General features: G+C 62.5%; 17 protein-coding genes and 1 tRNA gene. 2 read left to right on the top strand and 16 right to left on the bottom strand.

From position 1 onward, the window contains the following. Window positions 1-42: 42 nt before the first annotated feature. Window positions 43-129 (top strand) — tRNA-Leu (locus tag H6979_01075). A gap of 38 nt (window positions 130-167) precedes the next feature. On the opposite strand, the gene H6979_01070 is transcribed toward H6979_01075, so the two are convergent. From H6979_01070 to H6979_01020, 11 genes are all read right to left on the bottom strand, one after another. Continuing rightward, window positions 168-1,073 (bottom strand): hypothetical protein, encoded by a 906-nt coding sequence (locus H6979_01070; GenBank protein MCP5138438.1) that lies wholly within the window; start codon window positions 1,071-1,073, stop codon window positions 168-170. 13 nt (window positions 1,074-1,086) lie between these two features. Further along, window positions 1,087-2,379 carry an adenylosuccinate synthase gene (locus H6979_01065; GenBank protein MCP5138437.1) on the bottom strand — a complete coding sequence of 431 codons (1,293 nt, stop codon included), beginning with the start codon at window positions 2,377-2,379 and terminating at the stop codon, window positions 1,087-1,089. Window positions 2,380-2,393: 14 nt separating this feature from the next. After that, window positions 2,394-3,263 (bottom strand): protease modulator HflC, encoded by an 870-nt coding sequence (hflC, locus tag H6979_01060; protein ID MCP5138436.1) that lies wholly within the window; start codon window positions 3,261-3,263, stop codon window positions 2,394-2,396. Further along, entirely contained in the window at window positions 3,263-4,414 is a 1,152-nt protein-coding gene (gene hflK, locus H6979_01055) for an FtsH protease activity modulator HflK (protein MCP5138435.1), read from the bottom strand. The genes hflC and hflK overlap by 1 nt, the downstream gene beginning before the upstream one ends. A gap of 29 nt (window positions 4,415-4,443) precedes the next feature. Next, entirely contained in the window at window positions 4,444-5,748 is a 1,305-nt protein-coding gene (gene hflX, locus H6979_01050; protein ID MCP5138434.1) for a GTPase HflX, read from the bottom strand. A 99-nt stretch (window positions 5,749-5,847) separates the two neighbouring features. Then, entirely contained in the window at window positions 5,848-6,087 is a 240-nt protein-coding gene (gene hfq, locus H6979_01045) for an RNA chaperone Hfq (protein ID MCP5138433.1), read from the bottom strand. A 94-nt stretch (window positions 6,088-6,181) separates the two neighbouring features. Then, window positions 6,182-7,138, bottom strand: a complete 957-nt coding sequence (miaA, locus tag H6979_01040; protein MCP5138432.1) for a tRNA (adenosine(37)-N6)-dimethylallyltransferase MiaA — start codon at window positions 7,136-7,138, stop codon at window positions 6,182-6,184. A gap of 17 nt (window positions 7,139-7,155) precedes the next feature. Then, window positions 7,156-8,892, bottom strand: coding sequence for a DNA mismatch repair endonuclease MutL (mutL, locus tag H6979_01035; GenBank protein MCP5138431.1), 1,737 nt, complete (start codon window positions 8,890-8,892; stop codon window positions 7,156-7,158). 77 nt (window positions 8,893-8,969) lie between these two features. Further along, entirely contained in the window at window positions 8,970-10,391 is a 1,422-nt protein-coding gene (locus H6979_01030; protein ID MCP5138430.1) for an N-acetylmuramoyl-L-alanine amidase, read from the bottom strand. 134 nt (window positions 10,392-10,525) lie between these two features. Then, window positions 10,526-11,023, bottom strand: a complete 498-nt coding sequence (gene tsaE / locus H6979_01025) for a tRNA (adenosine(37)-N6)-threonylcarbamoyltransferase complex ATPase subunit type 1 TsaE (GenBank protein MCP5138429.1) — start codon at window positions 11,021-11,023, stop codon at window positions 10,526-10,528. Beyond that, a complete protein-coding gene (locus tag H6979_01020) occupies window positions 11,002-12,486 on the bottom strand; it encodes an NAD(P)H-hydrate dehydratase (protein MCP5138428.1) in 1,485 nt (494 codons plus the stop codon). The genes tsaE and H6979_01020 overlap by 22 nt, the downstream gene beginning before the upstream one ends. Window positions 12,487-12,511: 25 nt before the next feature. Here H6979_01020 and queG point away from each other — a divergent pair, with 25 nt between their 5' ends. Beyond that, a complete protein-coding gene (queG, locus tag H6979_01015) occupies window positions 12,512-13,630 on the top strand; it encodes a tRNA epoxyqueuosine(34) reductase QueG (GenBank protein ID MCP5138427.1) in 1,119 nt (372 codons plus the stop codon). Here queG and H6979_01010 read toward each other — a convergent pair whose 3' ends face one another. Genes H6979_01010 through pcnB form a run of 5 tightly spaced genes read right to left on the bottom strand, consistent with a single transcriptional unit; the run spans window position 13,631 to window position 17,897 of the window. Further along, on the bottom strand, window positions 13,631-14,479 hold the full coding sequence (locus tag H6979_01010) for a pantoate--beta-alanine ligase (GenBank protein ID MCP5138426.1): 849 nt from the start codon (window positions 14,477-14,479) through the stop codon (window positions 13,631-13,633). A gap of 25 nt (window positions 14,480-14,504) precedes the next feature. Then, entirely contained in the window at window positions 14,505-15,308 is an 804-nt protein-coding gene (gene panB / locus H6979_01005) for a 3-methyl-2-oxobutanoate hydroxymethyltransferase (protein ID MCP5138425.1), read from the bottom strand. A gap of 47 nt (window positions 15,309-15,355) precedes the next feature. After that, window positions 15,356-16,003: a deoxynucleoside kinase gene (locus H6979_01000; GenBank protein ID MCP5138424.1), complete on the bottom strand. Its 648-nt coding sequence runs from the start codon at window positions 16,001-16,003 to the stop codon at window positions 15,356-15,358. Window positions 16,004-16,062: 59 nt separating this feature from the next. Beyond that, the gene (gene folK / locus H6979_00995) at window positions 16,063-16,575 is read right to left on the bottom strand and encodes a 2-amino-4-hydroxy-6-hydroxymethyldihydropteridine diphosphokinase (protein ID MCP5138423.1); all 513 of its coding nucleotides are present in this window, start codon (window positions 16,573-16,575) and stop codon (window positions 16,063-16,065) included. Further along, entirely contained in the window at window positions 16,575-17,897 is a 1,323-nt protein-coding gene (gene pcnB, locus H6979_00990) for a polynucleotide adenylyltransferase PcnB (protein ID MCP5138422.1), read from the bottom strand. The genes folK and pcnB overlap by 1 nt, the downstream gene beginning before the upstream one ends. Between the last annotated feature and the right edge of the window lie 38 nt (window positions 17,898-17,935).

The raw sequence follows: 17,935 nt of genomic DNA, 5'->3' as shown, positions 1-17,935 counted from the left end.
GCTGCCTTTAAATTGCCGCACTCTTTCAGCCTGCCCACCGAAGCCCAGGTGGCGGAATTGGTAGACGCGCTAGCTTCAGGTGCTAGTTATCGCAAGGTAGTGGAGGTTCAAGTCCTCTCCTGGGCACCAGCTTCCATACCCCCTGCCGGCATCGTCCACCATCGGTGCTACCTGGCAGGGGCACCGGCAAGCTGATCAAAATCTGCCGCGAGGCCGGACAGGCGATCATCCAGATGCCTGCGCTGTTTCGGGCTGCCGGACGACAGTACATCCGCAACCATGGCAAAGACTATTGCCCTGTTGGCCGCCACGAGCCGTCGATACTCCGGACTGTCGAACTGGTTCGGATCGAGAAGCAGCGCCCTGAGCCGGGTCTCGAAACCGGCATTCCCAACCCGGTTTTCCAGCAGCTCGCGCAATGCAGTTTGCCAGGCTACGCGCCGACCAAGCCACTGCTCCGTGAGGTCGTGCATTTCTGCGCTATGGGATCTGACCACGGCCTCCTGATCCCGGCTCAGAGGTCCACTGAACCAGCGGAAGGCGCGGATGATACTGCGATCCTGTTTCTTGCGCCTGGACTCCGGATCCTGTCCCGAGTATTCCTCTCTGAGTTCAGCATTCCGCTCTTCAAGCTCGGCATAGAAGCCGCTGAGCTGCTCGTCACTCAGCGTCAACAGCAGGCGCGCAATATCAGGTGCAATGTGCCTGAGGCTCTGATCCCAGAGCACCAGCGTGATCTCGTACTGTTGGGCGATGAACTCCGCGCTCACCGGACCGCCAAGTCCGGCGCGCAGATCGCGAATGTGTTCAGCGTAGAGCGGCAGCTGGACAGCCCGGTGCCAGGCCAGATTGCGTCCGATGATCTCGCGGACCAGCTGCTCCTGACTGTCATTCAGGTCAAAGTAGCTGTTGACATACCATCGCGTCAGCCAGTCGAGCTGGCCGTAGGCGACTCGCGTCACGCAAGCGGTGAGTACCAGGCTAAGCAACAGCGCAAGCGCAGGCACCTTCCAGCAGGAACCCCTTCGCCCCGCAACCAGAAACGCCGGAAGGCTGATGCGGGGCCAGGGCATGTATCAGACCTCTTCAGTCAAAGGGGTGGCGAAGGATGATGTTGTGATCACGGTCAGCGCCAGTCGAAACCATATCGACCGGAACACCTACAATGGATTCAAGGCGCCGCAGGTAGTTCTGTGCTGCCGCAGGCAGCTGGCCAAGGCTGCGTGCACCCAGCGTCGATTCGGACCAGCCCGGAAATTCCTCATAGACCGGCTCGACGTCAGCATAACGGTCCACGAGCAGCGGCGGATGCGCATGCACCTGGCCATCCAGCCGGTAACCCGTACACACCTTGACGGACGGCAAGCCATCCAGCACATCGAGCTTGGTCACACACAGACCCGTGATGCTGCTGTTGATCACGGCACGACGGACCGTTACCGCATCGAACCAGCCGCAACGCCGCGGCCTGCCGGTCGTCGAACCGAATTCCACGCCGATGCGCGCCAGCCGCTCGCCGGTTTCATCGAAGAGTTCCGTGGGAAACGGGCCACCGCCTACCCGGGTAGCGTAGGCCTTTACCACACCGAGCACATAGTCGAAATTGGCCGGACCCAGACCCGAACCACTTGCAGCACAACCTGCCGCAGTATTCGAGGATGTTACGTAGGGATAAGTGCCATGATCGATATCGAGCAGCGCGCCCTGCGCACCTTCAAACATGAGGCGGGCGCCACTGCGGCGCAGTTCGTCAAGATAGGCGACGGTATCGAACACCAGCGGCTTCACCCGTTCAGCCATCGCCAGCCATTGTGCCAGCGTCACCTCCACGCTTACCGGTTCAGCGTGGTAGTAGTTCTTCAACATGAAGTTGTGCAACTCCATGACTTCGGCGAGTTGCTCGGAAAAGCGCCGCTCATCGAACAGATCAGCCATGCGCAGTGAACGACGCCCCGCCTTGTCCTCATAGGTGGGGCCGATTCCGCGTCCTGTAGTACCGATCGCACGCAGCCCACGGGCCTGCTCACGGGCCTGGTCGAGCGCAATATGGCTGGGCAGTATCAGCGGGCAGGCAGGACTGATCTTCAGGCGGTCCGCGACCGAGATACCGCGCGTTTCAAGCGCATCGATCTCTTTCAGCAATGACGGCAGATGGACCACAACTCCATTGCCGATGACGCAGGTCACTCCGGGGCGGAGTATCCCTGACGGAATCAGATGCAGAACGGTCTTCTCGCCACCGATGATCAGGGTATGACCGGCGTTGTGGCCGCCCTGAAACCGCACGACGGCCTGCGCCTGCCCGGTCAACAGATCGACAATCTTTCCCTTGCCCTCGTCACCCCACTGGGTGCCGATGACGATGACACACTTGCCCACCGCGATTGCCCCGGTTAACGCCCGCCGTCGGCCTTCTGCATATAACGGAAGAAATCGTCCTTGCTGTCGAGCAACAGCAGGTCGTTCTCCTTGCCCAGCGAGCGGCGATAGGCCTGGATACTGCGCGTAAAGGCAAAGAAGTCCGGGTCCTTGCGGTACGCATCCGCATAGATCGCCGCGGCTTCGGCATCACCGGCACCACGTACTTTCTCGGCGTCCCGGTAGGCTTCGGCCAGCGTTACCGTGCGCTGGCGATCTGCCTCTGCCCGGATCTGCTCGGCATTCTCGGCACCCTGTGCGCGCAGTTCTGATGCCGTGCGGGCACGCTCCTGCCGCATCCGGTCGAAAACAGAATCACTGACCTGCTCCGGGAACTCCGTGCGTTTGACGCGTACATCGATGACCTGGATACCAAGCTGCAGGGCGTTCTCGCGCGCCTTCGTCAGCATCTCGTCCAGCAGTTCGCGACGCTCTGCCGTCACCACCTGCGGGACCGTACGCTTGGCAAATTCGCCGCGGATACCATCCTTGACGATTTCCAGCATGCGCTGCGCCGCCAGCGATTCGTCGCCACCTGTTGCGCGGTAATACTCGCCAACGTCGACAATCCGCCACTTGATGAAGAAATCGACCAGCAGGTTCTTCTTCTCCTGGGTCAGGAACAGTTCCTGCGGATTGGTCAGGGTCAGGATCTGGTGCGGATACTTCAGCACATTGTTGATGAACGGCATCTTGAAATGCAGCCCGGGACCGATATCCGTCTCGATGATCTTGCCGAGCCGGAACTTGATCGCCAGTTCACGCTCATCGACCGTATAAACCGACAGGCTGGCTATGGCCAGAAGAGCCACGATAACCGCCGGCAAAAGCGTCCGTGTATTCATCAGCGCGTCCCCCGGGTGCGGAGATCTGTACGGTCACGCGACGTGCCCGCTGCGGGGGCTGCTGGCACCGTTGCCGGTGCAGAATCGCGTGGTGCCGGCGTCACCGTGTTGCTGCGCCGCTGCTCGAGGATCTTGTCGACAGGCAAATAGAGCAGGTTGTTGCCGCTGTCGGAATCCACAAGAATCTTGTTCGAAGCACCGTAAATCTCTTCCATCGCTTCAAGATAAAGCCGTCGACGTGTCACTTCCGGCGCCTTCTTGTATTCGGTGAGAAGCAGCTCAAAGCGTGCCGCTTCACCCTGCGCATCAGCAACCACCCGCGCCCGATAGCCCTCGGCGTCCTGCTGCCGTCGGACCGCTTCACCACGCGCCCGCGGAATGACATCGTTGGCATAGGCCTGCGCTTCAAAGGACAGACGTTCACGGTCCTCCCGTGCCTTGATGGCATCCTGCACGGCTGCCTCCACCTGACTCGGGAAATTGGCATCCTGCAGATTCACCTTGGTAACCAGCATGCCTGTCTGGTACTCGTCGAGTGTCTGCTGAACAAGCTTTTCCGTAAGGACAGCGATCTCGGTACGTCCTTCGAGGAGCACAAAATCCATCTTGTTCTTGCCGATAACCTCGCGGATTGCACTTTCGCTGATGTCCTGAAGCGTCGCCTCAGGATCGCGCACATTGAAGAGATACTTGACCGGATCAGCCTTGCGATACTGCACGACGAGATCAACGACCACGATATTCTCGTCTGCTGTCAGCATGCGGGTCTGCTGCTTGAAGGGCACGATCTCGTTGGTATTGACGCGCTCGACCCGTTCAACGGGCCAGGGCATGTGCCAGCGCAGGCCGGGCAGGGTCGTCTCGGAATACTTGCCGAAACGGGTCACTACCCCCCTTTCAGCATCATCGACCCGGTAAAAGCCCGTCGCCAACCAGACTGCAACAATCAGTCCGAGCAGTGCGAAAATTGCCGGTCCACCCGGCTGGCCACCCGACTGGCCGACGGATGAACCGCGGGAACCACGCCCGCCACGCAGCAGTGCAAGCAGCCGCTGCTGCCAGGCCTTGATGATCTTGTCCAGATCCGGCGGACCCTGGCCTTGCCCGCGGTCCCAGGGATTCTTGCCGTTGCCGGGTTCATTCCATGCCATTTGTCAGTTCCAGAGCAGTTGCGTCAATATCACTGTAACGCCTCGGGGCGGAAATCCGCAGGACCGGGGAGCACCCGCAGGTGCTCGCGCCGGCTCAGATCTTCATAGTCGCGACGGCCCATCCTGAGATCCAGCTCCCAGCCACCGGCATCACGCAGACGTTCGTTCACCACCGCGCCCATGGCATAGAAACTGGCTCGCAGACGCGCTTCCGCGGCATCCAGCTCGACCGTGCACTGCACGAACGCGACATGCAGATGTTCGGCAATGACCTCAAGCAGGGAGCTGACCCCATCGCCCGTTTGCGATGACAGCCAGACGCGGGCTGGCAACCCCGTCGCATCACGATCAACCCGGGGCTGCGCGCCGAGTATATCAGTCTTGTTGTAGACCTGGATGCGAGGCGTCTGGTCAGCACCGATCTCTTCCAGCACCTTGACGACATCCTGGATACGCTCCTGATGAGCCGGATCGGAACTGTCGATCACGTGCAGGATCAGGTGCGAATCCCTGGTCTCTTCCAGCGTCGAGCGAAAGGCAGCAACCAGTTCATGCGGCAGATCGCGAATGAAGCCGACGGTATCGGCGAGGATGATCATCGTCCCATCCGGCAAGCGGACCCGCCGCAGCGTCGGGTCAAGCGTGGCAAACAGCTGGTCAGCGACGAGGACACCGGCGCTGGTCAGCCTGTTGAACAGGGTCGACTTTCCGGCATTGGTATAGCCGACCAGCGAAACGGTCGGAATCTCGACCTTGCGGCGCATCTGGCCCGCGGTGCGGCGCTGACGGGCCACTCGCGCGAGTCGCCCGGTCAATGACCGGATGCGCTGTGAAATCAGGCGGCGGTCCGACTCGAGCTGCGTTTCGCCCGGACCACGCAGCCCGATGCCGCCCTTCTGGCGTTCAAGGTGGGTCCAGCCCCGCACCAGGCGCGTCGCCAGGTGTTCGAGCTGGGCGAGTTCCACCTGCAGCTTGCCTTCATGAGTACGCGCGCGCTGCGCAAAGATATCCAGAATCAGGCCGGTCCGGTCGACGACGCGCCGATCGAGCTCCCGCTCGAGATTGCGCTGCTGGGCGGGACTCAGCCAATGGTCGACCAGCACGATCTCGGCACAGGTCTCGTGAAGCAACTGGCGCAACTCGTCCAGCTTGCCGCTACCGATCAGATAACGTGGATTGACCTTTCGGAGTGAGGCGCTGAGTGCGCCCGCCACTTCGGCGCCGGCCGCAAGAGCGAGTGCCTCGAACTCCTGCTTTTCTTCCGGAGGTGGCGCCGAACCGATCTTGGCGTGCACCAGGACCGCGCGTTCTCCATGACTGGGCCGGTCAAACAAGATGTGGCACCTGCAGCGCAGCTATGGCGAAACACCTGCTGCAGCACGTCGGCCGAAGCAATCCCGGCTGGTGGCGATCAATAGACGAGTCCGGCGTAATCAGCCTTCTTCCTCTTCATCCTGGTCCGGCAGCCTGACTGCACGGGACGGCACCACTGTAGAGATCGCATGCTTGTAAACCATCTGGCTGACGCTGTTTTTCAGCAGCACGACAAACTGGTCGAAAGACTCGACAGTCCCCTGCAGCTTGATCCCGTTAACCAGATAAATCGAAACAGGAACCTTCTCCTTGCGGAGTACATTCAGGAACGGATCCTGCAGCACCTGACCTTTGGTCATCTTGGACTCCTGTTTGTTCTTGTTCGTTGCGTCCGGTGGCGCTTCTGAACGACGTGGAACACGCCGCATGTGCACTCCCCCCTCGGCCGGCATTCTAGCCGCTCGATGCCGATAATGCATCCCGGACACCGTGTGTGCGCAGCGCGGCCGCGGCTTCAGCGACCAGATCAGCCTCCATGGAAATGCGCAGTTCACAGACCTCGTGACGCAGCCAGGTGAGCTGCCGTTTGGCCAGCTGCCGGGTCGCCGCAAGCGCACGACGCTCTGCCTCTGCCCGGTCATAATCACCGGCCAGCATTCCCCAAAGCTGGCGATAGCCAACCGCCCGCATTGCCGGGCGATCCGCTCGCATTTCAGACAACTGCATCAGCCCCTCCACTTCTGCGACAAAGCCTCGTCCCAGCATCTCGCGGAATCTCGCCTCTATTCGTGCATGCAGCAACCGCCTGTCCTGCGGGATAACGGCGATACGCAGGAAGCGCAGATCGCTGGTGGGTGACGCGCGTCCCTGCTGGGCCGAGAGTGGTACACCGGTCAATTGATGGACTTCGAGTGCGCGCTGAATGCGTTGCCGGTCGGCCGGCTGCAAGCGCTGCGCGGTCAGCGGATCCACCAGGGCCAGTTCGGCGTGCAACGCAGGCCAACCGATGGCCGCAGCGCGCAGGTCGATCGCGGCACGAACCTCACCGTCGGCCTGCGGCAACTCCGACAGGCCCTGCCAGAGACTGCGGAAGTACAGCATTGTCCCGCCGACCAGCAGCGGCACGCGTCCGGCAGCCACGATCCCTTCAATTGCCGCCCGGGCATCGCGCAGGAATTCACCGGCGGAATAGCTCTCCCAGGGCTCACGAATATCGATCAGCTGGTGCGGCACTTCCGCCAACACCTCCGGCCCGGGCTTTCCGGTGCCGATGTCCATTCGACGGTACACCAGCGCCGAATCAACGCTGACGATACTGACAGGGAATCGTCTGGCCAGTTCGACGGCGAGCGCTGTCTTGCCGGCCGCAGTCGGTCCCATCAGGCAGATCACAAGAGGCGGACTGATCATCGAACCGGACCCGGCCGTCACCGACCGCGCGCGAACAGCTGATCCAGCTCGGACATCGACAGCGCGACAAGGGTTGGCCGGCCATGATTGCACTGATCGCTGCGCTCGGTGCGCTCCATGTCGCGCAACAGGCTGTTCATCTCTTCGATCGTCAGACGGCGATTGGCGCGTATCGCCGCATGGCAGGCCGAACCAGCCAGGACCCGGTCGAGGACATTGAGCAGATCATCCAGCACCAGGTCTCCGCTGAGACCGGGCAGCAGTTCGCGAACCAGCATCCCGGGATCCACGCCGGTCAACAGCGCGGGAATGCCGCGCACAGCAACCCGGTCCGGCGCGACGCGGCTGAGCAGGAATCCGCAGCGCTCCAGCAGCTCGCCGTGTTGCTCGACCTGCCCGGCTTCGCGTTCGCTGACCGCGAGTACTGGCGGCACGAGCAGTGTCTGGACCTGAACCGATGACTGGCGAACCGTCGCTTTCAGCCGCTCGTAACTGATCCGCTCGTGTGCTGCATGGGCGTCCACGATCACCAGGCCGTTGGCATTCTGCGCAAGGATGTACACGCCGTGCAGCTGCGCCAGCGCATAACCAAGCGGTGCTGAGTGATCCTCCGCAGCAGCCGGTGCCGCGAGCCTGGAGTAGCTCGCCAGTTGCTCGCGGACACGGCCAGGCGACACGGGCATGGCGAAGGCCAGCGGACTTTGTCTTGCCACCACGGAAGATGCCGCATGCGCACCGAAGTCGTGTGGACCGACACCCGCGGCCGCAGGCTCGGCAATCGCCGCCTCTACCGTCCGCCGCACGAAATCACGCACGGGTCCCGGGTCCCGGAAGCGAACCTCCTGCTTGGCCGGGTGTGCATTGACATCAACCCAGGCCGGATCCATGTCCAGATAGAGCACAAATGCGGGCCACCGGTCGCGATACAGGACATCGCGATAACCGGCGCGCACCGCGCCAGCCAGCAACTTGTCGCGAATCGCACGCCCGTTGAGAATCATGTACTGCAGATCGGGCTGACTGCGCGCATGGACCGGTCGCACCAGCCAGCCACGCAGCAGCATCCCGCCCGATTCGCGCTGGACATAGATCGCGTTGTCGGTGAACTCGCGACCACAAACCCGACTGACACGGTCGACCAGCTCGGCCGGCGTGACAGCGGCCGGCAGATCGAGAATCTGGCGATGATTGTGCGTGATCCGCAAGGCAAGCGAACTGCGCGACAGGGCGATTCTTTCGATCACCTCACGCACCCGGCCGAACTCCGTACGCTCACTGCGCAGGAAACGCCGGCGCGCCGGCGTATTGAAGAAAAGGTCGCGTACTTCGACCGTGGTTCCGGGCGGATGCGCAGCAGGACTCACGCCATCGCAGTCAGCGCCGTCGAGCATGAAACCCGAGTCCGCGGAGCGCTCCCGGGATGTAATCCGCAGCCTCGATACCGAGGCGATACTGGGCAGCGCTTCGCCGCGAAATCCCAGGGTCGCCACGTGCTCGAGTTCTTCGAGTGAACTGATCTTGCTGGTCGCATGCCGGGCAAGTGCCAGTGCCAGCTCATCGCGCGGGATACCGGTGCCGTCATCGCGCACCCGGCAGAGCTTGACTCCCGCCTCTTCCAGCTCCACCTCGATTCGCGAAGCACCCGCATCGAGACTGTTCTCGAGCAACTCCTTGACGACAGAAGCGGGCCGTTCGACGACCTCACCAGCTGCAATCTGATTGACCAGGTGAGCAGGCAGTTCGCGAATCGGCATGCCGGGATTGTTTCAAATACCGCGAGTATTGCAAACCGCGGCGAGCAGCCGGACCGGAAACGGCGGGCTGGAGGGCTTCAGGTACGTTCGGCCGGAATCCGCAGCGTCTGCCCGAGACGCACGGTATCAGAGCGAAGTCCGTTGACTGACCGGATCCGCTGCATGCTGATGTTGTAGCGGTCCGCGATTCCGGAAAGAGTATCGCCGCGCCGGATCACATGCCGGATATCGCGGGGTGCTTTTTCGGACGGTGCAGTGGCCGCCATCACACCGGCCGTCGGGTTCGCATCGAAGTACCGACGGACGCCGCCCAGCACGGCGCGAGCGAGCTTTTCCTGATGCTTTGCGGAACCCAGATCGCGCTCGTCGTCGGGGTTGGAGATATAGGCAGTTTCGATCAGCACGGAGGGCACATCAGGGGATTTCAGCACCATGAACGGCGCATGCTGCACGGTGTTCCGGTGCAGGTGCCCGAGCCCGGCCATCTCGCCAAGAATGGCCCCGCCGATGCTGATACTCGAACTGATGGACGCGTTCTGCGACAGGTCCATGAGTACCGAAGCCAGAACCGGATCCTTGTCACCGAGCTCGACACCACCGATCAGCGCCGCATTCTCGCGCGCCGCCAGACGGCGTGAAGCTTCATCGCTGGCCGCCTTCTCCGACAGCACATAAACCGTAGACCCACGTGCGCTCCGGTTCATGGCCGCATCGGCATGAATGGAAATGAACAGGTCGGCACTCGCTGACCGCGCCCGCTCCATACGTTCGCGCAAGCCCAGGAAGCGATCATCGTCACGCGTCAGCACGGCCCGCATATTGGGTTCGTTGTTGATCAGGCGCACCAGTCGCTTGCTGATGGCCAGCGTAACGTCCTTCTCCCGCAAGCCGCGTGCACCATGCGCGCCCGGATCATGGCCGCCATGGCCGGCATCGACGACCACGACGATATCGCGTGCGGGCCGGATCGGCTTCTCAGCGACAGGCGCCGCTTTCGCGGCCACCTCCGGTTGTGGCCTCAAACCGGGTTCAGGCTCCGGCGCCGATACGGTGACTGGCGATGGTGATGACTCGGGCGAAGCGGCACTTTGTGAACTCGCCGGCGCTTGCAGATCGATCGTCAGTCGCGAAATCGAACCTTCACTGGCGGTGGTGCTTGTCGGGCGCATGGCGCCCGTGAGGTCAAAAACGATGCGCAGATCGCCGTCACGATGCGCGGCACGGACATTACGCACAGAACCCGTGGCCCCCGGCAGCGGCAAGGCGCTGCGGCCGAGGGCTGCCGCCGAAATGTCCAGCACGACCCGGTCGGGCCTGGTCAGCGTAAACATCTTGAAATCGGCAGATCGCGACAGGCGCAGTTCGATACGGGTGGCATCGCCCTGCTCGGCAAGCCGGACCGCCTGGACCTGCGCGCGCTCCGCGGCGTTCACGGCTGAAACGCGAATCAGCAATATCGCAATGATGCAAACAAGGCAGTTAAGCCCGCTGCGTTTCACGCCCCGCCTCCCGGATGCCCGACCACGCGGTCGATTATACGTAATCAGTCCCGTATGGGGAACGATATTCCTTTTTTAAATATAGGGATAGCCGCGGTATATCAATGGAACAATGAAGATACCGGCTGAACTGCTTATATCTGCTGGGGGCAGGGATCGAAGCTGGGCAGCGCCAGCAGGCCGGTGCCCTGCGCTGTGAGCGCCTGAAGAACAACCTGGCGACCCATGTCCACGATGGAAAAGCCGAGCCTGAGATCGGGCGGTGGCAGCCGTCCCTGCCCCCGCTCCGGCCATTCGACCAGCAACAGGCAACCGGCGGCAAACTGGTCGGCAATACCCAAGTAATCGAGTTCCGCTGGATCCCTGAGTCGGTACAGATCGGCATGCAGAAGCTGAAAACCGCCTGCGGTATAGGGCTCCACCAGCGTGTAGGTGGGACTGGGCACGCGCCCCCGGTAGCCCAGTCCGGCCAGCAGGGCACGCGCAAACGCGGTCTTGCCGGCACCGAGTTCACCTTGCAGGTAGACACAGAATTGCGCCGGCTGGATGGCGATCAGCGCCTGCGCAAACGCATGACCGAGGCGCGCTGTCGCGTCCGGATCAGCCAGCTTCAGTGTGCGGGATTCAGCCACGTCCGGAACTGGGCAAACAGGTCGCTGGCCAGCAACCCACGCTCGCCGGTCAGCGCCGCAGCATCCCCGGCAGCCGCATGAACAAAAGCCGCGCCCGCAGCCGTAGGCACATCCACGGCGCCGGTCTGCGCAGCCAGACCGGCGACCAGACCGGTCAACACATCACCCATACCCGCCGTAGCCATGCCCGGATTGCCGCGGTCGATCAGCACGGGGACGCTGTCCTCACAACCGATCAAGGTACCGCGGCCCTTGAGTACCACGGTCCCGCCGTATTGCCGGCATAACTGCTTCAGCACGCCAAACCGGTCGCCCTGCACCCGCACACTGCTGGTACCGAGCAGGCGGCCCGCTTCGCCCGGATGCGGCGTAAGGATCCAGTTGTCCCGGCGCAGCTTGCGATCCGCGAGCAGGTTGAGTGCGTCGGCATCCAGTACCAGCGGCAGACCGCTGCCTGCCACCATATCGAAAAGTTCCTGCGCCCAGGGATCGCGACCGAGGCCCGGTCCGCAAGCCACGATCGTGGCGCGCTCCAGCAGCGGCGCAAGATCCCGGGCCGAACCCACACCGGAGCACATGAGTTCCGGCCGGGTCAATGGCAGCCAAAGCGCGTGTTCTGGCCGCGTGGCCACCGTTACCAGCCCTGCCCCGGCGCGCAAGGCAGCTTCGCCCGCAAGACGCACGGCACCGCTCATGCCGCGATTACCGCCGACGATCAGCAGATGCCCGAAACTGCCCTTGTGCGCATTGGCCGGGCGCGGCGGCAACAAGTGCAACAGATCGTCCCTGCCATAGAGATTGAAAAGCGGTGCTGTTTCCAGTTGCTGCACGGCACTGACCGGGATATCCAGCCCGGCAAACTCGATCTCGCCGCAATACTCAGGCCCCGAGCCCAGATACAGACCCGCCTTGAGCCCGACAAAAGTAACGGTCAGATCGGCCCACATTGCCGCACCGAGGACGGCGCCACTGAGACTGTCGAGCCCGCTTGGCACATCGAGCGCCAGCACCGGTCGTGCCTCGGCATTCACGGCTTCGATAGCCGCCAGGTACTCGCCGGCAACCGGCCGTTGCAGACCGGTGCCGAGCAGCGCGTCGACGACCAGCTCGGAGCTGTCGATGAGAGCTGCCGAAAATGGCTGCGTCATACCGCCCGCATCCCTGTAGTCGCGCCAGGCCGTGGCGGCATCACCCTGCAGGCAAGCCGGATCAGACAGTGCAGCCACGGTGACATCCAGACCCGCGGCCTGTGCCAGCCGCGCGACAACATAGCCATCGCCCGCATTGTTGCCGGCACCGCAGAGCACCAGCCAGCGACGGGCCTCCGGCCAGCGCTGACAGGCAATGCCAAACGCCGCCTCGCCGGCGCGGGTCATCAGTTCATAGCCTGGAATCCCGCAGTACCCGACCGCCATGCGATCGATTTCACGGACCTGTGCCGGTGTCCACACGCTGCGTGCCATATCAGTCATGGCGATGATTATACTGATGCCCCGGGATGCACCGGGCCTTCCTGCGGATACCGTGTCAGAGCTTCTACCCGACTCTCCCGAACTTGCCCTGCACATCAAGCGCTGGGGCCTCGCGCTCGGTTTTCAGCAGATAGGTATCACCCATATCGACCTCAGCACGGCAGAAGCCCGGCTCGGCGCATGGCTGGATGCCGGCCTCCACGGCGAACTCACCTACATGGCCCGACATGGCAGCAAGCGCAGCCGGCCGGCTGAACTGTGGCCAGGCACCTGCCGGGTAATTTCAGCGCGCATGGACTACCTCAACGCCGATGTGAGCGCGGCCGCCCGCAGCCTTGCCGATCCGGAGCGCGGCTATATCGCGCGCTACGCATTGGGACGCGACTATCACAAGACGCTGCGCCAGCGACTGCAAAAGCTCGCGAACCGCATCACCGAGGAAGTGCAGCCGCACAGCTACCGTGTATTCACCGACAGTGCACCGGTGATGGAAAAGCCACTCGCCGAAGCCGCCGGCCTTGGCTGGATCGGCAAACACACCAACCTGATCAACCGCAACGCCGGCTCGTGTTTCCTGCTCGGTGAAATCTATACGGATCTGCCGCTCGCCACCGACAGGCCCGCCAGCAATCACTGCGGCAGCTGTCAGGCTTGCCTCGATATCTGTCCGACGCAGGCGATCATTGCGCCCTATCAGCTGGATGCCCGCCGCTGCATCAGCTACTTCACGATCGAAACGCGTGGTCCGATTCCGGTTGAGTTGCGAGCTGCGATGGGCAACCGGATCTTCGGCTGCGATGACTGCCAGCTGGTCTGTCCGTGGAACAAGTTTGCCCGGCCGGGCACGGAAAGCGACTTCGCGGTCCGGCACGGACTGGACAAGGCCGGATTGATTGAGCTGTTCAGCTGGACCGAAGCCGAATGGAGCAGTCGCACCGAAGGCAGCGCGCTGCGAAGAACCGGTTACCCTGGCTGGTTGCGGAATATTGCTGTCGCGCTCGGCAATGCGCCGAGCTCCGCAGAGGTTCTGGCCGCGCTGCAAGCCCGGCGCGATCACCCGCTCGAACTGGTGCGCGAGCATGTGGCCTGGGCGCTCGCTCAGCACGAGGCGCGAGCCGCGGCGACGGAGAACTGATCAGAGATCGACCAGCTGGTTGTCGATCAGACGCGCACGCCCGAGATGTGCCGCAACCAGCACCACGAGGTGGCGGTCCATGGCCTGCGCAGTGCCGAGATCATCGGCATTGCGAACCGCAAAATAGTCCGGTCGGAATCCCGCCGCCACGAGCGAGGCCATACCGTGTGCCTCCAGCGCCGCATAGTCGCGCGCACCCGCCCGCAAACGATCACCGCACTCGCTGACCGCACGGTAGAGGTTTGGCGCAATGCCGCGTTCTGCATCACTGAGATACTGGTTGCGGGAACTGAGCGCCAGGCCATCCGCCTCACGCAGGGTCGGCCCGGCGATGATCTGTACCGGGAAGTGCAGATCGGCCTGCATGCGGCGAATGATGGTGAGCTGCTGGTAATCCTTCTGGCCGAATACGGCAAAGTCGGGCTGCACGATATTGAACAGACGACTGACCACGGATGTCACACCATCGAAATGACCGGGACGAAACCTGCCGCACAGGATGTCCGCCAGCCCCGGCACCGATACGACAGTCGCCGAACTCTCACCCCGCGGATACACCGCCTCCACGGCCGGCGCAAACAGCAGATCGGCACCGGCGCGCATGAGGCGACGGCGATCGTGATCGAGCGTGCGCGGATAGGACTGGTAATCCTCCCCCGGGCCAAACTGGGTAGGGTTGACAAAAACACTGACGACGATCCGGTCAGCCTGCCTGCGCGCCAGATCCACAAGACTGATGTGTCCTTCATGAAGGTTGCCGAGGGTGGGAACAATCGCAACCGTCTCGCCAGCGTGCTTCCAGGCACGCAGCATCTCGCGCAGTGGCGGAATCGTGCGAACGGTTTTCAAAGGATCAGATTCCGCTGGGGAAGATTCAGGAAAAGCAGTGCTCGGGCGCCGGGTAGCTCCGGTCCTTGATGGCCAGCACGTAGGCCTGCAGGGCTTCCAGCGGCGAGGCGCTGCCGGTCATGAAATTCCGAACAAAGCGCGGCAGGCGACCCTGCGTGATGCCCAGCATGTCGTAGAGCACCAGGATCTGCCCGTCGACATCCGGACCGGCACCGATACCGATCACCGGCACCGACACCGCATGGCGCACCGCCTGGCCGAGTTCATTGGGCACACACTCGAGCAACAGGATGTCTGCACCGGCCTGCTCGAGGGCAACGGCATCCTCGAGCATCTGCTCGGCCTGTGCCTGCTCCCGACCCTGGACCTTGAAGCCACCGATCTTGTGTACCGACTGCGGACGCAGCCCGAGATGCGCACAGACCGGAATATCGTGCTGGGCGAGGTGCTCGACGATACCCACCTGACTGGCGCCACCCTCGAGCTTCACCATCATCGCTGCGCCCTCCTGCATGAGCCGTACGGCGTTTTCGAGCGCCTGCACCGGCGTCGTGTAGCTCATGAACGGCATGTCCGCCATCAGGAACGCACGGCTCAAACCACGCCGTACCGCACGCGAGTGATAGATGATGTCCTGCACGGTCACCGGAACCGTCGTGTCATGTCCCTGGATCACCATGCCCAGCGAATCACCTACCAGCACGATATCCGTACCAGCGTGATCAACCAGATACGCGAAGCTGGCATCGTAGGCAGTCAGGCAGGCGATCGGCTCGCCCCGTTCCTTCATCGCCCGCAATGATGAAACATTGACCGGCGCTTCTGCCATGTCGCGCTGCTGTAACTGCTTGTACATCTGTACTCCAGGAAGCGCACTCAGGCGAGCGCTGAAACTACCGGATTGAAGAAATGCCGGCCACTGCGGATGCGTTCGATCTGCGCCAGCAGCATTTCGAAGTGTTCGTCATTATGTACCGGGTCGATGACAGCTGCATTCACTATCAACAGTGGTGCCGCCGCGTAATCGTGGAAGAAGCGTGCGTAGCCCTCGGCAAGGCGCTCCAGGTAGCGGCGGCCGATGCGCCGCTCCGCATCGATACCGCGACGCGATATTCTGAACAGCAAGGTATCCACCGGCGCCTGCAGATAGACCACGAGATCCGGCACGGGTGGCGAAAAGGCCAGGGACTCGGCCACCTTGTCGTACAGGGACAGCTCGTTCTGTCCGAGGTTGATCTCGGCAAACAGGCGATCCTTGTCCATCAGATAATCTGAAATCCTGGTGTCGGAAAAGATATCCGCCTGCCGCAACTGTTCGATCTGCTGCACGCGCTGGAAGAGAAAAAACAGCTGGGTCGGCAACGCCACCCGGTCCGGCTCCCGATAGAAACGTTCCAGAAAGGGATTGGTTTCAGGTTCTTCGAGCAACAACTCGGCGCTCATGGCTGCGGCCAGGCGTCGCGCGAGGCTCGTCTTGCCGACGCCGATGGGACCTTCAATCGCTATATAACGGGTTTTGGCCATGCCGGCGAAATATTGTTGTTATGGTTGATCAAGGGCACGCAACAGCAGTGTCAGTCAGACTACCCGACCAGCTCCACTGCTGAGCGGTCGGTGGCAGCCGCCAGTTCAGCCAGCGCTCCCAGACCCGGTATGCGCAAGCCTGGCGCGACTTCCACGAGTGGCAACAATACAAAATTTCGCGCCGCAATGCCCGGATGAGGAATTTCAAGTTGCGCGGACTTCAGCTTCAGGTCGCCGTAGACCAGCAAGTCCAGGTCGAGTGTACGCGCGGCCCAGCGCCTCGCCTTCATCCTGTCACGCCCATGCGCACCTTCGATCGCATGCAGGGCATCAAGCAGTGCCTGTGGCTCAAGGCGGGTCAGAATCGCAGCCACCGCGTTCAGATAATCGGGCTGTGACAGCCCTCCAAGCGGCGGACTGCGGTACAGGCGGGAACGGGCCACAAGACGACTTGAGGGCAATTCCGCCAATTCGGCAAAGGCCCGCTCCAGTTGGGCCTGCGGATCACCGAGATTGCTCCCGAGTCCTATATAGGCAGGCAGCCAGGTTTCTGCCGGCACTGCAGGTCCCATCAGGAGGCAGATGGAGCCGGTCGCCGCCGGCGACGGCTGCGTGGTCCCTGCCGCTGGACCTGCCCGCCGAATTCCTTTTGCTGCTCTTCGGGCGACATCGCCTGGATCTTCGTCCACCATTCCACCAGCTCTGGCGTGACTTCACCGAGCTCAAGGCGCAGCACCAGCAGGTCGTAGGCGGCGCGGAAACGCCGGTGCTGAAGCAACACTCCGGTACGCCGCCCCTGTCGTCGCATGAAGCGCGGCTGCAGCTGCAACATTTCGCGCATCGGCACCGAAAAACGCCTGGGCAGACTGACGCGCGTGATCTGCTCGTTGGTCACTTCGATACCGGCTTCGATCAAGGCCTGGTTCTCCGACATCTCGCCGGACTTGCACAGCTCGGCGGCCCGCTCCTGCACGGGACCCCAGAGAAACACGCCGAACAGGAACATCGGCGTTACCGGCAAGCCCTCGGCAATCCGTTGATCCGTGTTGGCCAGCGCCCGTTCAATGAAGCGCCGGCGTTTGCCGTCCGTGTCGGCCGCCAGCCAGCGCGCAGTGGCGGGAAAAAGATGCTCCAGCAATCCATGCCTGCACAGCCGCCGGTAGCTCTCCAGCGCGTGCCCGGTCGCAAAGACCTTGAGAAACTCGTCAAAGAGGCGCGCCGGTGGCATGTTGTCCAGCAGGGGTGCCAGCTGCGCGATTGGCGCGGCCGTATCCGGATGGATTTCGAGGTCCAGCTTGGCTGCCAGGCGCACCGCACGGATCATGCGTACCGGATCTTCACGATAGCGCGTCACCGGATCACCGATCAGCCGGATACGGCCCTCGGCGATATCCTGCATGCCGTTCACGTAATCCCAGATCGAGAAATCAGCGATGTTGTAGTAGAGCGCATTGACGGTGAAATCGCGCCGCCAGGCATCCTCTTCGATCGAACCGTAGGAATTGTCCTTGAGGATGCGGCCGGTCACATCGAGGATCTGCCGGTCTTCGCTCTCCTCGTCTTCGCTGCCGATACCGCGGAAGGTTGCGACCTCGATGATCTCGTCGCGAAAGCGCACATGTACCAGGCGGAAACGACGGCCGATGATGCGGCTGTTGCCGAAGACCGCATGAACCTGCTCAGGGCTGGCATCGGTCGCGATGTCGAAGTCCTTGGGCTGCCGGTTCAGCAGCAGGTCACGTACCCCGCCCCCGACGATGAAGGCCTGAAACCCGGCCTCCTTGAGGCGATACAGAACTTTCAGGGCGGCCCGCGAGATGTTGGCCCGCGAAATATTGTGTTCCGGTCGCGGAATGATGCGCGGAGCATCCACGGGGAGACTGGCCTGATTCAAAAAAACTCCGACTTGAGACTGCGGGCGGGCTGCCTATA

This window comes from Chromatiales bacterium (assembly GCA_024234935.1).
GTDB lineage: Bacteria > Pseudomonadota > Gammaproteobacteria > Steroidobacterales.
Note: the sequence above shows the minus strand (reverse complement) of the source record. Positions and strands in the feature narration are given on the sequence as shown.